Raw genomic sequence first — 15,387 nt, 5'->3', positions numbered from 1 at the left:
GTGGCCGGACTCGTGGTCGCGTTCGTCTTTATCGCCGTGACGGCGGGGTTGTTCTACCAGATGACCCACAGCGGGCTCGCGCCGGAGTCGGGCGTCGTGCATCTCGCCGGGCTGATTGCTCCGGTCAAGGTGATTCGCGACCCGGCCGGCGTGCCGCATATCTATGCACAGAACCGGCTCGACCTCGCGCGGGCGCTGGGCTACACGCAGGCGCAGGACCGGCTGTTCCAGCTCGAGATGCGCCGGCGGCTGGCCGAGGGCCGTCTGGCTGAAGTGTTTGGCGCCGACCTGGTCGAAAGCGATTACGTCTATCGGCTGTTCGATCCTGAAAAATTCGCACGCGACAGTGTCGCGACCTATCCGCCCGAGATGCGCGCGCAAGTGGACGCGTTCGTCGGCGGCATCAACGCTTATATCGACGGGCATCAGGACAGTCTGGAGCCCGCGTTTCGGCTCCTCGGCATCAAGCCAGCGCATTACACGGCCGAAGATCTCGAAGCAGGCGCGCTGACGATTGCGACGTTGCTCGGTTACAACGCGACCGAGGAGTCGCTGTATATCAACCTTGCGCCGAAGATGGCGCCGAGTGAGATCGCCGCGCTGATGCCGGTGTATCCGTCGCTGCCGCTGGAGGCGCCGCCGCCCGAGACGACCGCGGTGTTCGCAAGCGCGAAGCTGTCGGAGAATCTCCCGTCCGGCTTCACGCTCGCGCCCGGCTTCGCGCGCATCGGGCACATGGGCATCCCCGCCAGCAACAACTGGGTGATCGATGGCACCAAGTCGCTGTCGGGCAAGCCGATGCTCGCGAGCGACCCGCATCTGCCGCAATCGATCCCGTCGATTTGGTACGAGGCGGTGCTGGTGACTCCCGACGGCTTCACCTCGGGCGCGCTGGCGGCGGGGTCCCCGGCAGTCGCGATCGGCACCAACGGGCATGTCGCGTGGGGCGTGACGAGCGTGTGCGCGGATGTGATGGATCTCAGCCTCGAGCATCTCTCGGCCGACGGCAAAAGTTACGAGTTCCAGGGAAAATGGCTTCCGCTGGAGCGGCGCGACGTGACGATTCACGTCAGAGACGCGAGCGACGTGACGCGGACGATCCTCTCGACGCGCCGCGGCCCCATAGTCAGCAACGTGCTTGCGCGCGAGGACAACCCGCTCAGCGGCGTCAAGCTGCGGGGAAATTACGCGCTGTCGCTGCGATTTGCGGGACTGACTCCCGGACCGTCGGCAGCGTCGGGATTCGGCGCGGCCACCGCGCGCACGGGAAAGGAGCTGGTCGAAGCGTATCGTACCTTCACGACGACGCCGCTCAATCTCGTTTGGGGCGATGATTCGGGAAATATCGGATGGCATATCGTTGGCGCGGTACCGAATCGCGCCGGCTTCGATGGCAAGTACCCGACCGCGGGATTCACGGGAAATTTCGAATGGAACGGAATGATCCCGTTCGACAGTTTGCCGCATACCGAGAATCCGCCGACACATTTCATCGTCACTGCGAACAATCGCCTGGCCGACGTACCGTGGAATGGAAGTTGGATCGCGCCGTGGCGCTACGATCGCATCTCGGATTTGATCCGCGCGCGCGACAAGATGACGGCGGCCGATTTCAAATCGATTCAACGAGATCGGGTGTCGATCTTCGCGCTCAAGCTGCGCGACGCGCTGGTACAGGCGGGCGACGGCGGCGACGAAGACGTGCGATGGGCGCTCGGCGAAATCCGCGGATGGGACGGTGCAATGACGGCGAGCAGCAGGCCGGCTGCGATTGTCGCGGCGACCGAAGTGACGATGGCGCGGCGGGTGTTCAAGCCGCTGCTCGGCGACGACTACAAATCGTTCATGCTGCTCGAGGACGGCGGCGCATATCCGGCGAGCGAAGACATGATCGTGCGGCCGGCGAGTCCGCTGTGGCCCGGCGGCGCCGACAATGCGAATGCGACGCTGCGCGCGAGTGTGAAGGATTCGCTCGCGCTACTCGCGCAGCGCCTCGGCACCGATCGCGACAAGTGGCGATGGGGCGCGATGGAGACGATCGAGTTTGCGCATCCGCTGGGCGAGCGCGGCGGCGTGCTCGGATGGTACTTCAACCGCGGGCCATACCCGACGGAGGGCGGGCGGCATACGGTAAACAACTCGTGGTTCGATTTGGGCGATGAGACGGATCAATTCACGGTGACGCAGATTTCGTCGTACCGGTTCATCACCGACCTTGCCGATCCCGAAGGCGCGCTCGGAATGAATCACAGCGGCGAATCGGACCATCCGGCGTCGCATCACTACGACGATATGATCGGCCCCTGGAGCCGCGGCGAGTATCATGCGCTCGATCCGAGTTTTACCCGTGCGCAATCGTCGGCCGAGGGCCAATTGGATCTGATGCCGCGCTAGCCAGGTTTTCCGTTTGCGTCGCGCGCGGGACTGATCCAAGTTGCAATATGAAACGGACGCTTCGTTTCGAATAAACGTACAAGGAGTTGCCGATGATCGACGTATATTTCTGGCCAACGCCCAACGGCTACAAGATCACGTGGATGCTCGAGGAAGTCGGCCTCAAGTACAATGTGATCCCGCTCAATATCGGCGCGGGCGAGCAGTTCAAGCCCGAGTTCCTCAAGATCAGCCCGAACAACAAAATGCCCGCGATCACCGATCCCGACGGCCCCGGCGGAAAACCAATTTCGATTTTCGAGTCGGGCGCGATCCTGATGTACCTGGCCGAGAAGACCGGCAAGCTGATGCCGTCGGAAACGCGCGGAAAGTACAACGTGATCCAGTGGCTGATGTTTCAGATGGCGAGCGTCGGCCCGATGCTCGGCCAAGCGCATCACTTCCGCCGCTACGCGCCCGAGAAGCTCGAGTACGCGATCAACCGTTACACCAGCGAAGCGAAACGGATTTACGGCGTGATCGACAAGCGCCTGGGCGAAGCGAAGTACCTGGCGGGCGATTACTCGATCGCCGATATCGCGACCTACCCGTGGCTCGTGCCGCATTCGATGCAGGGACAGAACCTCGAAGATTTTCCGAATCTGAAGAAATGGTACGACGAGCTGCGCGCACGGCCGGCGACCCAGAGCGGTTTCGCCGTGATGAGCGAGGTTGTGGAAAGGATGCGCGCGGCGACGCAGGCGAATCAACCGGCCCATGACAAAAAAACGTGGGACATACTGTTCGGCGACAAGCAGTTCGAGAAGCGCTAGCAGGGGTGACCCCTGCACTCAGCATTAAGGCCGCGCTCCGTTGTCGCGCGCGGTCCCTGCCAACGGCTTAATACTGCGCTGCCGTCGCCACGGGCAGGGGCTGCGGCCCCTGCACCCAGTAGTGAGAAGACGCGAAAATCTGCGCAGCGCATCTTTTCGCGACTACGCGATAGAAGGGCCCGCGGCAGGGCTGAGCCCGGCACCCAGTGTCCATCGCGAAATCCCGAGGACGGGCTTTCGCTCTCAGCCTTGAGAGAAAAGGACGCTTCGGCGGACTTTTCGATTAACAGTGGGTGCAGGGGTCAGCCCCTGCCGCCCACCGCGCAGGTGATTCTTCTGTCGCGCGCGGGGTGACCTCCCCGTATTAAGATAAGAAATGACGCGGGACTTCGTCCCTGTTAGAACTGGTTACGGGGAGAGTGATTAGTCAGATTTCGTATATTGAACCGGGGTCGCGATGGAATCGGCGGGCGATACGAGTTTTCCAAGTGTGCGCGAACTGCTGTTCGAAGCCGTGCTGGCATCTGCGACGCTGACGCTGTGGCCAATCCTCGACGAAAGATCGCAGGGCACCGCCGCGCAGCGCTCGCGCGCGACGGTCTATTTCCCGATTGTCGGATTCGTCCTCGGCGCAGTTCTCGCGATTGCCGATCGAACCGCCGGCCTGGTCTTCGGACTGGTCGGACGCTCGTTCGTCGTGCTGATAATAGCGGTGGGGCTGTCGCTGGGGCTGGCAAATCGCGGAGTCGCGGACACGGTGGAAGTGCTTCGCCGCGGCACCCGGCCAGCCTCGACCGGACTGGCGCGAATTGGACCGGTCGGCGCGATTGCTGCGATCGGAGCGTTCGCATTCGAAATTTGGTGCTTGTCGCGAATCACCGACGACGCGGGACGGGCGGCGGCGATCGTGATGGCGATGATGCTGTCGCGATGGGCGATCATTGCGATCGGCTACGGGCTCAAACCGCTGGAGCACTGGGGCCTCGGCATCCCGTACGAAGGCGGCATTTCGTTTCGCGAGTTTTCCGTCTCCAGCGCGGTCGCGCTGGGACTCACGATGGGGTTGTATCAAAACGTCGGACTGGCGGTGATCGTCGCGCTGGCGCTGACCATCCTGGCGGCGCGGCTGGTGCTCAGCCGGCGCATGGGCGGGGCCTCGGGTTACATGCTGGCGGGAGGGTGTGCGCTGGTTGAAGTGGTTACGTTCGTGGTGCTGGCGGCGCTTGGCGCCTAACCGTTTCGCTTGAGCGCATCGGACCACACCGATTTCAGCAGGTCGCGCAACTCGTCGAGCGATCCATTGTTCTCGATCACGAGGCTGGAATGCTTCGCGCGTTGCTCGTCGGGCAACTGCGCGCGGATGCGCGCCTCGGTTTCAGCCGGTTTGAGCCCGCGTTGGCGCTCGATTCGAGCGACCACTTGCTCGCGCGAGGCGCGCACCAGCCAGATTTCGTCGAACAGCGGCTGCCAATTTGCCTCGATGAGAATGGCAGCCTCGACCACGATCGGTATCCTGGCACCGCGCGCGCGCAATTCGGCGACGTTGCGGCGGATGCTCTCGAAGGTGGCGGGCCATACGATCGACGTGAGCTTGCCCAGTTGCTCGGGATTTCCAAACACGACGGAACCGAGTTTCCTGCGATCGATCGTGCGATCGGGAGCAACAATACCCGCGCCGAAGGCCGCGACGACCGCGTCGTAGGCGGGACCGCCGGGAGCGTAAGTGGCGTGCGCGATTTTGTCGGCGTCGAGAATCGGCGCCCCGAATTCGCCGAGGATCTGCGCGACGGTGCTCTTGCCCGAACCGATTCCACCAGTGAGGCCAATTGTAAGCATCTATCTTCCCGGCAAATGAGCGCGGCGGCTTCAGCCGGCGGCTTCCCGGCTCCACGCCTGAATGCTGTAGAGGTAGCTGAAGAAGCCGCCTCGAGCCAGTAACTCGCTGAAGGTTCCCTGCTCGGCAATTACGCCGTCGCGCAGCACGAGTATTCGATCGGCGTTCTGAACCGTCGAGAGCCGGTGCGCGATCACCAGCGTGGTCCGTCCGCGCATCGCCTCGTGCACGGCGGCGAGCACCATCGATTCGGTTTCAGAATCCAGCGCGCTGGTCGGTTCGTCCATGATCAGAATCGGCGCGTCCTTGAGCAACGCACGCGCGATGGTGACGCGCTGCGCCTCCCCCTCGGAAAGACTGTGTCCGCCCTGGCCCACCACTTCGTTGAGACCGGCCGGCAACTTGGCGAGCACGGGTCCGAGCCGCGCCATTTCGATCGCGCGGAGCACTTGCGCGTCGTCAGCCACCGGCTTTCCGAACGCGACGTTGACGCGCATCGTGTCTCCGAGCACGAGCGGCGGCTGCAGGACCATCGCGATGTTGCCGCGGATCGAATCGAGGGTGAGGTAGCGGGTATCGTTGCCGTCAATCTTGATCGCGCCTTGCTGTGGTTCGTAAAAGCGCGCGAGCAGACTGGCCATCGTGGTTTTTCCGGAGCCGCTCGGACCGACGATCGCGACGGTCTCGCCCGGCGCAGCCTTGAAGCTGATCCCCTTGAGCACGGTGCGGCCCGGTTCGTAGCCGAACACGACATTGTCGAATTCGATCTCGCCGCGGGGGCGGGCAAGCGTCTGCGCGCCCGCACGATCCTTGATTGCGGGATCTATTGCGAGCAACTCGAGGCATCGCCTGAGTCCGGCCTTCGCGCCTTCGATCTGTCCGTAGGTTTGAGAAATCTGGTTCACCGGCGCGTAGAGCGAGGCGAGGTAAGTCGTAAAAACGATCAGCTCGCCGATCGTGAGCCGCCCATCAAGGACGTGCTGCGCGCCGAGGTAAATCACGACGGCCGTGCCGCACGCGATCAACACGCCGACCGCGCCGGCGTAAATCGTTTGCAGCGTGTACAAGCGCAAAGTCGCGCCCAGACTTTCACTGCTCGATTCGACGAACTCGCGGTACGACTCGGCCTCTCGAGTGAAGGCCTGCACGACGTGAATCGCGGCGAGCGCGCTGTGCGCGACGGTGAACAGACGGCTCTCCTTGATTCGCGCGCCGCCGGCGATCGCGTCGATTCGACCGCTGATCGACATGATTAACAGAATCAGGAACGGCACTATGGCGAGCGCCACGAGCGTCAGCGTCGCGTCCATCCTGATCATCACAACGAACATCTCACCCAGCAGAATCAGCGACGACAACACCGGGAAGAATCCATTCATTGCGATGGTTTGAATCGAGTAGGTGTCGTAGGTGATGCGCACCATCAAGTCGCCGATTTCGCGGCGGCGATGAAATGACAGCGATAGGCGCTGCAAATGATCGAACAGGCGCGCGCGCAACTCGTTGACCATCCGCTGGCCGATCGAGACGGTGACGTAATTCGTCATGACGTTGAGCAGGCCGAGCAGCGCGTAGAGGATGACGAGGCTGATGCACGCGGCTGCCAGAAGCTCGCCGCGCGGCATCGGTGGAATCCATTTGCTCACCATCGGCGCGCCACGCAGCACATTGTCGATTACGATCTTGAGCGGCCACGGCTTGAGCACCTCGGTCGTCGCGGCAAGCAGCACACCGCCGATCGCGATCGCGAGACGGCCCAGATGCGGACGCATCCTGCGAATAACGTGGCCGTAAAGTTCCAGCGTGCGCATCAAGCGTCGCCTTCCGAGCGCGTTGCCATCGAGATGCCAAGCGATCCAGCTACTTCGGCGGCGCAAGCTTTGATGATCGCGGGGATACGCCGCGCGCGATTGATCGCCAACAGCCCGACTGCGATTGCGGTGCATACTACGCCGGCGATTCCCGCACGCACTGACAATCCCGCGGCCAACAAAACGAGCAGCGCGATTGCCGTGAAGATCAGCGCCCGGCGCGGCGCCGATCGAAGACGCCAGAGCAGCGCGATGCGTCCGTCGTTCCGGAGCAACGCATTTATCGGCACGCGAATCATCGGCGCAACGACGATCTCGAGATCGTAGGACTGGAAGCCGTCGGTCTCGGCCACTGCGACGCCGCGGCGAACCAATGCATCGCGGATGGCGGCAAGTATCGTCGCGGAATCGATTCGCACGGCGCCGTCTGACATGACGAACTCGAGCTGGGCGTTTAACTTCAGCGGACCGTTGTAATCTCCATTGACAGTCGCGGGCTCGAATCGCCATTTGACGCGCTCGCGCGCAAGACTGCGAACGGCAGGGCCGAGCAGATTGACGATCCATAGATAGATTCGCGCCGCCGGGCCGCGATGCGCGCGCGGCAAAGGGGCAGACGCCGCGCTCGCCCCAGCGGCCAGCATCGAGAGTGCGATTCCACCGGCGCCGAGCACGCCCAGCATGCGATTGACTCCGCCAAGGATCAGAAAAATCAGCGACAACCCGACCCATTGAATGGTCAGCGGCAGGTCGGCGTACGAGTTGCCAGTCGAATAGACGGTCTGAAAGAGGCCGCGGCCGAAAGCGCCGTAATAGACGCGCGCGCCGCGGAACATCGAGCCGATCCATGACGGCCCCGCGTAGATCCCGTCCTGGTCAGCGATCCGGAGCGGAAATTTGCGCAGCAGCAAGCCCTCACCGGCGCCGTAGCCGCGCTGCTGGCGGAGGTAGGCGGCGAGAGTCGCACGCCGCTCGTGAATCACGACCGCTCCAGGAGCGTACGCAAGCGTTTCATGCGACGCCGCAAGGCGCCAGGAAAGATCCACGTCGTCGCCGGCGGTGGTGAACATCGGATCGAAGCCGCCGACCTTCAGCAGCGCGGCTTTGGTAATCGCCATGTTGCATCCGCACAGTTGCGCGAGGCGATCGTCGCCGGCACGCACCTCGCGCGGCAGTCCGGGCGCGGCAGCCATCGCGGCGGCGCGAGCAGATCCGGGAGCGGGGGCGAAATTCGGGCCGGCCGCCGCGGCCGCATCGCGACGCTTGACCGTCTCGACCAGATGATACAGCCAATCGCGATCGGCACGCGCGTCGGCGTCGATGAACGCGACGACATCGCCGGATGCGGCGCCGACGCCGGCGTTGCGCGCGGCGGCCAGACCATTGTGCTCGACGCGAATCGCGCGGACTCCGGCGCGGCTGGCGATTTCAGAAGTCGAATCAGTCGATCCGTCGTCGATGACGATTGTTTCGTAGTCTGGATAGTTGAGCTCGCGAATCGAGGAGAGACATTCGCCAAGTGTCGATGCGGCGTTGTAAGCGGCTACCACCACGCTCGCTTTGGGAGCGGCCGCAAGCGGAGGCGGCAGATTGCCGCCGAAGACCCTGGCGACCGCGTCGAAGGCGAGTTTGGGCGAGCGATCGCGGCGGGTCAGTCCAAATGCCCAGTCGGTGATCTCGGATCCGCCGGTGTGCCATTCGTCGGTGAATGCGAACACGATGAAGCCGGACAATCCCAGCTCGAACGCCCCACGGCACTGCCATGAAAGGAGTTCGGCCTGATGTTGCTCGCCCTCGCGGACCGTATCCATGCCGGTTTCGCTGAGCACCAGCGGCAGTTCGCCGGATTGTCCCATCAGATGGGTCAGGTAACGGCGGAAGTCTTCCTCGCGATGCAGATACACGTTGAACGAAATGAAATCGAGAAAACTCAGATCAAGATACTCGGCTGACGGATAGTTCGAATAGGTGAAAAGCGCTCCGGGGTCGATCTGTTTTCCGATGTCGCGAAGTTCGGCGAGGAAGCGGCTGACGGCGCGCGGCCCGTGCCAGCGCACGATATCCGATCGAATCTCATTGCCGATGCTGTAGGCTGCGATGGTCTCGCCGAATTCGCGCGTCTCGAGAACCGTCTTGCGGATCGCGTCGCGGATGTCGCGCATCATGTCGCGTGAATCCAAAAATGCCATGTGAAACGGCCACGGGACGCCGAGCATCATGCGCAGTCCAGCCTTCTGCGCCTCCTCGACCATCCACGGCGGCGGTGGAACGTAGAGACGAATCAGATTGGCGCCCAGCCGGCTCATCAGGGCGAAGTCGGCGGCGGCGCGCTCGGGCTCGGGATATCTTTCGCCGCGGGAATTCGCAGCAAACGGGCCGTACGAAACGCCGCGAAGATAGAATTTCTGCGCGCCGTCGAGGAGGTATTTTCCGTGCGCTGCCAGCCGAGCCATGAACGATGAGCTAATCGCAAAGCGCACGGGCGCGCAACGCGCCGCGCGGCCGCACGCTTGACATCGCGCAAGGCATGCCCTGACAATCGATTCGTGAAGGGCAAATCGGCGGCGGCGCAATCCTGCGGTGGAAATCGCGGATGAGTATCGCAGCCGTAATCTGACGTGGCGCGACGCACACCCGGCTGGCTCGAGAGCAAGACCCTGGACCTCAAAGCCAGGGCATCGCGGCACACAACCGCGCTTCACGTCTGGCACGTCCTGAACCACACGGTCGAAGGATTCATCAGCAACAACGATCTGCTGCGCGCGTCCGCGCTGACTTTCACGGTCGCGTTGTCGATCGTGCCAATTCTTGCGCTGGCATTTTCCGCGGTTAAAGGATTCGGCGGCGCGCAACGATTGCGTCCACTGGTCGAGCAATACCTGGGACTCGGCCCATCGTCGTCGCAGCTGATGGGCTACGTCGAGAACGTGAATGCGGCCGCACTGGGTTCGGCGGGCGGCGCGTTCCTGCTGATCACGGTTATTTCCACGATGGGCACGGTCGAGCAGGCGCTCAACACGATCTTCAGCGTGCCGCAGAGCCGCAGCTATTTTCGCAAGTTCTCCGACTACTTGAGCGTGCTGTTCACGGTGCCGTTCCTGATCGTGGCGGCGCTGGGCGTGACCGCGGTATTCTCGGTGCGGATTTCGCAATTTCCATTTATCACCCAACTACTGCCGTACTTGTTCGTGTGGGCCGGATTCTTTTTCCTGTTCGTCTTTTTCCCCTACACCAAAGTCAAATATGTTCCCGCGCTGATCGGTTCATTTGTGACCGCGGTGCTGTTTCAGCTCGCGCAGTGGGGATACGTGCGCTTCCAGGTAGGTGTCGCCAACTATCGGGCAATCTACGGCGCGATGGCGACGCTGCCGATTTTCCTGGTCTGGATCTACATCGCGTGGTCGGTGATTCTGTTTGGCGCCGAACTGACCGCGGCGGTACAGCGCGGTGACGTGCCGCCGATGCTGGGGCCAATGTCGCCGGATTTTCTGTATTCGGCGACGATGCACATCCTGATCCGGGTGGCGGATCGCGCCTTTCACGGCGGTGACGAAGTCACGTCGTGGACGCTTGCCCGCGAACTCTGCGTCGCGCAATCCGCAATTCTCCCGATTCTGGACGGACTCAAGGCCGGCGGCTTCGTAATCGAGGCTGATTCGAGCGCCGGTCCGCTGAATCAGGGGCTGTTTCTGGCGCGCCAGTCTTCGACGATCGTCCTGGCGGACGCGCTCAAATCCGTCGAGTTCGATCAGGGCGCCAGCGGCGGCGATCCGCGCGTCGACCGCGTGCTGGCGAAGATAGGGGCCCTGCGCAACGACCTGCTCAAGACGCTTACACTCGAAGACATCCGCTCTCCCGAGGCCAAGGCCGTCGATCGGGAGCCGGCGGCGATCGAGAACAAAGCCAACCACTGAATTCGTCGCGAGTGTAGTTCCTCGCAACAGCGAGACATGGAAAAAATCGAACCCCGGGACAGCAGCTCGAAATTCAGTGAACCGGTGTCGAGCTTCGTGAACGTCAACGGCCTCCGGATGCATACGCTGGACTGGGGCGGCAACGGCTCGCCAATCGTGATCCTGCACGCGACCGGATTTCTCGGCCGCATCTATCGGCCGCTCGCAGAGCCGCTGCGCGCGATTGGTCACGTGTACAGTTACGATCAGCGCGGCCACGGCGACAGCTCGGCGCCGCCCGACGGCGACTATAGCTGGGACGCGACGATGCGGGACCTCGAAGGGTTTATAACTTCGATGGGATGGTCTGGCGTTAGGGCGGTCGGCCATTCTGCCGGCGCGACGGCGATCGGCGGGCTTGCTTGCGAGCGCCCGGACCTGATCTCACGCGCAGTCCTGGTCGAGCCGGTAATCTTCGAGTCGCCGACCGCGCCGGAGCTCGGATGGCGCGGTCCGTTCGTCAAGCGGACGCTGAAGCGCAGGCGCATTTTCGACAGCGTCGAGGCGATGTACTCGAGCTTCCACAATAAGCCGCCGTATAACACCTGGGACAAGCAGATTGTCCGCGACTATTGCCAGTTCGGGACGCGTCCGACGAGCGACGGCCGGCGCGAACTCAAATGCGCGCCCGAGGTCGAGGCAAAATTCTATGAAACGGCGCGCGACTTCGACGGACTCGGGCGAATTTTACGCTGCGCGGCGCCGCTGTTGATAATGTTCGGCGCGCGCGAGGATTCGCTCGGCGCAGTGCTATCCGGAAAAGTCGCGAAGCAGCTCAAGAACGGGCGGGTGATCGATGTGGCCGCCGCGGGCCATTTTATGCCGATGGAAATGCCCGGCTACGTCGCGGATCAAGCGAGCGAATTCCTTACGTCTGAGTAATGGTTGCGCTCGATCCAGAACCCTCACCTACCGACCGCCAGGCGGTCGGCCTCCTCTCCCGTAAAATAACGGGCGAGGTATCTCAGTCAGGGCGAACTGAGTATTGCGCGCGCTTCGCTGGTGTATATCCCCGGACGTTCGTAGAGAATCAACGGTGGCTCGATAGCTACTTCGATTCCGCCGCCGGCGCGGGCCTCGATCAACATCACCGATGCCGGCATCGCAATCCGCGGATGAACGAAACGGATGCGCTTGGGCTCGAGCTGCTTCGAGCGCATCGCGGAAATCAGCTCGGCGCTTCTGCGTGCGGTGAAGACAAATGCAACCCGCCCGCCGCGGCGGGCGTAGCGGTGCGCGGCCGCGACGAAATCCATAAGCACGGCAACGGCAGCGCTTTCGCCGCGTGCCACGCGGCGGCCGTGATCGGGATTCTCGCGGCCGGCGGCTGCTGCGCGATAGGGAGGATTGGCGACGACCAGGTCGAAACTTGCAGGCTCGACGCCTGCGATTTTTCTCTGCCGAAGGTCCGCACAAACCGCATTCACCGACTCGATGCCGTTGATCGCGGCGCTGCGGACAATCATGGCCGCCAGTGGCGGCTGGATCTCGATCGCGACGACTTCGCGCGGTCGATAAAGGGCGGCCATCATGATCGCTACGACGCCGCATCCGGCGCCCAACTCGAGCACTCGCTCGCGCGTACTGGCGCGCGCGAAGCGGCCGAGCAAAATCGCCTCGACCGAGAAGCGGTACCCATGCCTGGGCTGGATCAGCGCGATACGCCCGTCCAGGATCGTGTCGCGAGTTTCGTTTTCGTTGCTTGAAATCGCCGTCATGAATGCCGCCGAAGAAGCACAGCTTTAAGATGGCCCGGCCATTCGTGCAAGAGATTGCGACCGCCTCGAAAACCGCCAGCCCCGCCTTTCCCGGCTCGGCTGGAAGCATCGGGGACCAAAACCTGCTAGAGGCTTGTAGCACGAGGCCGTTGGGTCTATACGCCAAGTTGGAACCGGTGAGTGAAAACCAAATCCCGGTTCGGCGGTCTTGAGGGAGGTTCGGATGGGGCACTTGGGCCATCTCAAGGATGAGTACCGCGCGTACGTGCGCCGCCTGGAGGCTACCCAGGTTGCGCTCCCGGAGCCGCACGATCCAGCCGCCTGGAATGGTTGGAAGGAAATCCTCGAAATCCTCTATACCCCCGAGGAGGCCGAGCTGGCCTCGCGGATGCCGGTCATGCCTACCGGGCTTGACGGCATTGCTCATCGCCTGAACCTTGCCCCCGCGGCGCTCAAGCCCCGCTTGGAGGCCCTCTGCGACCGCGGCCTGGTGCTCGACCTCGTCCATCCCGAGACCGGTGATACCAAGTACGTGCTGGCGCCGCCGATGGCCGGCTTCTTCGAGTTCTCGATGATGCGCGCGAAGGACTCGATCCCGAAAAAGCGCATGGCCCAGGCGCTCGACGCTTACGTGCACGGCGATGACACGTTCGTGCGCGAGGTCTTTGGCGAAGAGACGGTAATTGGGCGCGCACTGGTGCATGAGTCGGGGCTGGCTGACGACGTGCCCGAGGTGCTGGACTATGAGCGCGCCACCGCCGTCGTTGGCGACGCGCAATCCCGCTCGGTGTCGTTATGTCACTGCCGCCACAAGGCCGAGCACCTCGGCAAAGCCTGCGACGCGCCGCAGGAGATTTGCATGTCGCTCAACGCCGGCGCGGACTTCGTCATCCGTCGCAACTTCGGCCGCGCCATCGATCGTTCGGAGGCGCTCGACCTGCTCGCCGCCGGGCGCGCCCGCGGCCTGGTCCATATCGCCGACAACGTCCAACAGCAGCCGACCTACATCTGCAGTTGCTGCGCATGCTGCTGCGTCCAGCTTCAGTCGATCAACCAGTTCGATCTGCATGGCGTGAACCCGAGCGGCTTCAAGCCGCACTCCGATCCCGACAAGTGCGCCGGATGCGCGCGGTGTGCGCGGGCATGCCCGGTCGGCGCGATCACGATGCGTCCCGAGCGTAGCGAGGCGCGGCGCACCAACGAGCTGCACCCGCTTGTCGACGAGGATCGATGTATCGGCTGCGGTCTGTGCGCCGACGCCTGTCGCAAGCATGCGATGCGCATGCGGCGCGACGGGAAGCCGCCCTACATCCCGCGCGACACGCTCGAGCGCACGCTGCGCATGGTGATCGAGCGCGGCCGGCTCGCACAGCTCCTATTCGACGAGGGGGCCGGGCGCGGCGCGCGTTTCTTGAACGCGGCCTTGCGCACGATTCTCGCGCTGCCGCCGGCGCAGCGGATTCTGGCCCGGGAGCAGGTGCGCTCGCGGTTCATTCGCGCGGCGATCGGCCGGGCCGGAGACCTGACGTAACCGAAAATCAGCTCCTGACGCATCGATGATGCAGTCCTCCGATCAGCGGCACCGCGGCGATTGGCCTTGACGGCCGCGAGTTCGTACTTAGCTTGAGATTGTGGGACGCAAGGCGATACGTGCGAAAGAGGTTTTTAGTTTTCGCCGCGCCGGGCGTCCCGAAATAAAACATCACCCCGGAGACAAATACCGGCAGGAGGCTTTTGCATGGAAGTGCTGATGAATAACTGTCTGACCCCCAACGATTCTCTTCTGCGCCGCTGGAACGTGCTGTGGAACGAGCTCGAACCCGCGCGCAAGGCGGCGCCGGCCGCGGACGTCGTCGAAGATGCGGACGGCTATCATTTCTACTTCGAGATGGCGGGCATCGCGAGTGAATCGGTCGATGTTCGCGTCGAGGACGGAAATCTGGTCGTCGAGGCCGAGCGCAAACGGCCCGAGTGGTCGAAGGACGCCGCAGTCCATCTGTCCGAGCGGGCGTACGGCACAATGCGCCGCGCGTTCACGATGCCTGAGGACGCCAGCCACGACGGAATCAAGGCGGCGTACAAGGACGGCGTGCTCGAAGTGACAGTGCCAAAGCGGCCCGAGAGCAAACCGTTCAAGATCAAAGTCGAGTTCGAAAACTAGCAGGCGCAGTGGGCGCTTCGAGCCACGGCCAGGTAAGCTTTAGCGCCAGGCGCCGGCGGGTCGTAACGATCGATACCGCCGGCGCCGTGGGCGCAGCCGGCGAAGCCACCTCAGGCTGATCTCTCGACGGAGGAATCGCAGATGGTGTTTTTGATTATCGTAGTGGCTATCGTCGTGTGGGTAGTCTTTGCATACAATCGATTAGTCAGTCTGCGCAACCAGGTAGATAATTCGTGGCGGCAGATCGATGTACAACTGAAGCGCCGTCATGATCTGATTCCGAATCTCATCGAAGCCGTCAAAGGCTACATGCAGTTCGAGCGCGACACGCTCACTCAGGTCGTCGAGGCGCGCGCCAAGGCTGTCAGCGCGCCGGACCAGGCCTCGCGCATGGCGGCGGAGAGCCAGATCACTACCGGGCTGGGTAAACTGATGGCGGTGATGGAGAACTATCCGCAGCTAAAGGCCGACGAGAACGTGCTCAAACTGCAGGAAGAGCTGACGACCACGGAAAATCAAATCGCGTTCGCCCGACAGGCATACAACGACGTCGTGCTCGCTCTCAACACGCGCATCCAAATCTTCCCGACGAATCTCATCGCCAGCAATTTCGGTTTCAAGGCCGCGGAATATTTCAAAGGCGCTCCGGAAGAGCAGGCGGTTCCCAAGGTTGACCTTTCGATGACCACGCCGCGCGCCTGAGC

Annotated in this window: 12 protein-coding genes; 8 read left to right on the top strand and 4 right to left on the bottom strand. The window is 63.0% G+C overall.

The annotated features are described in order from the left end of the window. The 3 genes from ABSB13_RS00580 (at position 1) to ABSB13_RS00570 (ending at position 4,440) form a co-directional block, all read left to right on the top strand. Entirely contained in the window at positions 1 to 2,394 is a 2,394-nt protein-coding gene (locus ABSB13_RS00580) for a penicillin acylase family protein (protein WP_428104543.1), read from the top strand. Positions 2,395 to 2,486: 92 nt separating this feature from the next. Continuing rightward, a complete protein-coding gene (locus ABSB13_RS00575; protein WP_428104541.1) occupies positions 2,487 to 3,206 on the top strand; it encodes a glutathione binding-like protein in 720 nt (239 codons plus the stop codon). A 457-nt stretch (positions 3,207 to 3,663) separates the two neighbouring features. Continuing rightward, entirely contained in the window at positions 3,664 to 4,440 is a 777-nt protein-coding gene (locus tag ABSB13_RS00570; protein ID WP_428104539.1) for an adenosylcobinamide-GDP ribazoletransferase, read from the top strand. Here the strand turns inward: ABSB13_RS00570 and coaE are convergent. The 3 genes from coaE to ABSB13_RS00555 are packed head-to-tail and all read right to left on the bottom strand — an operon-like array spanning position 4,437 to position 9,304. Further along, a complete protein-coding gene (coaE, locus tag ABSB13_RS00565; RefSeq protein WP_428104537.1) occupies positions 4,437 to 5,042 on the bottom strand; it encodes a dephospho-CoA kinase in 606 nt (201 codons plus the stop codon). The two genes, ABSB13_RS00570 and coaE, sit on opposite strands and share 4 nt — an antisense overlap. Positions 5,043 to 5,072: 30 nt before the next feature. Continuing rightward, on the bottom strand, positions 5,073 to 6,851 hold the full coding sequence (locus ABSB13_RS00560) for an ABC transporter ATP-binding protein (protein ID WP_428104535.1): 1,779 nt from the start codon (positions 6,849 to 6,851) through the stop codon (positions 5,073 to 5,075). Continuing rightward, positions 6,851 to 9,304, bottom strand: a complete 2,454-nt coding sequence (locus ABSB13_RS00555; RefSeq protein WP_428104533.1) for a glycosyltransferase family 2 protein — start codon at positions 9,302 to 9,304, stop codon at positions 6,851 to 6,853. The genes ABSB13_RS00560 and ABSB13_RS00555 overlap by 1 nt, the downstream gene beginning before the upstream one ends. Before the next feature lie 165 nt (positions 9,305 to 9,469). Here ABSB13_RS00555 and ABSB13_RS00550 point away from each other — a divergent pair, with 165 nt between their 5' ends. After that, positions 9,470 to 10,765: a YhjD/YihY/BrkB family envelope integrity protein gene (locus tag ABSB13_RS00550; RefSeq protein WP_428104531.1), complete on the top strand. Its 1,296-nt coding sequence runs from the start codon at positions 9,470 to 9,472 to the stop codon at positions 10,763 to 10,765. Positions 10,766 to 10,801: 36 nt separating this feature from the next. Beyond that, complete coding sequence (locus ABSB13_RS00545; RefSeq protein WP_428104529.1) at positions 10,802 to 11,686, top strand: alpha/beta fold hydrolase; 885 nt, start codon at positions 10,802 to 10,804, stop codon at positions 11,684 to 11,686. Positions 11,687 to 11,772: 86 nt separating this feature from the next. Here the strand turns inward: ABSB13_RS00545 and ABSB13_RS00540 are convergent, their stop codons facing one another. Continuing rightward, positions 11,773 to 12,522, bottom strand: a complete 750-nt coding sequence (locus ABSB13_RS00540; RefSeq protein ID WP_428104527.1) for a tRNA1(Val) (adenine(37)-N6)-methyltransferase — start codon at positions 12,520 to 12,522, stop codon at positions 11,773 to 11,775. A 232-nt stretch (positions 12,523 to 12,754) separates the two neighbouring features. Between ABSB13_RS00540 and ABSB13_RS00535 the strand changes: the two genes are divergently transcribed. The 3 genes from ABSB13_RS00535 (at position 12,755) to ABSB13_RS00525 (ending at position 15,385) form a co-directional block, all read left to right on the top strand. Next, entirely contained in the window at positions 12,755 to 14,053 is a 1,299-nt protein-coding gene (locus ABSB13_RS00535) for a 4Fe-4S binding protein (protein ID WP_428104525.1), read from the top strand. Positions 14,054 to 14,260: 207 nt separating this feature from the next. Beyond that, positions 14,261 to 14,683, top strand: coding sequence for an Hsp20/alpha crystallin family protein (locus ABSB13_RS00530; protein ID WP_428104524.1), 423 nt, complete (start codon positions 14,261 to 14,263; stop codon positions 14,681 to 14,683). Between the two features lie 141 nt (positions 14,684 to 14,824). Next, entirely contained in the window at positions 14,825 to 15,385 is a 561-nt protein-coding gene (locus tag ABSB13_RS00525; protein ID WP_428104522.1) for a LemA family protein, read from the top strand. Positions 15,386 to 15,387 lie beyond the last annotated feature (2 nt).

The sequence above is a fragment of the Binatus sp. (SeqCode) genome, assembly GCF_050013435.1.
In the GTDB taxonomy this organism is placed as follows: Bacteria; Desulfobacterota; Binatia; order Binatales; family Binataceae; genus Binatus.
This window is presented reverse-complemented; position numbering and strand designations above follow the sequence as displayed.

Bases quoted from the DNA above. Each gene is read 5' to 3' on its own strand.
- ABSB13_RS00575 (WP_428104541.1), top strand. From the start codon at position 2,487: ATGATCGACGTATATTTCTGGCCAACGCCCAACGGCTACAAGATCACG.
- ABSB13_RS00570 (WP_428104539.1), top strand. From the start codon at position 3,664: ATGGAATCGGCGGGCGATACGAGTTTTCCAAGTGTGCGCGAACTGCTG.
- coaE (WP_428104537.1), bottom strand. From the start codon at position 5,042: ATGCTTACAATTGGCCTCACTGGTGGAATCGGTTCGGGCAAGAGCACC.
- ABSB13_RS00560 (WP_428104535.1), bottom strand. From the start codon at position 6,851: ATGCGCACGCTGGAACTTTACGGCCACGTTATTCGCAGGATGCGTCCG.
- ABSB13_RS00555 (WP_428104533.1), bottom strand. From the start codon at position 9,304: ATGGCTCGGCTGGCAGCGCACGGAAAATACCTCCTCGACGGCGCGCAG.
- ABSB13_RS00545 (WP_428104529.1), top strand. From the start codon at position 10,802: ATGGAAAAAATCGAACCCCGGGACAGCAGCTCGAAATTCAGTGAACCG.
- ABSB13_RS00540 (WP_428104527.1), bottom strand. From the start codon at position 12,522: ATGACGGCGATTTCAAGCAACGAAAACGAAACTCGCGACACGATCCTG.
- ABSB13_RS00530 (WP_428104524.1), top strand. From the start codon at position 14,261: ATGGAAGTGCTGATGAATAACTGTCTGACCCCCAACGATTCTCTTCTG.
- ABSB13_RS00525 (WP_428104522.1), top strand. From the start codon at position 14,825: ATGGTGTTTTTGATTATCGTAGTGGCTATCGTCGTGTGGGTAGTCTTT.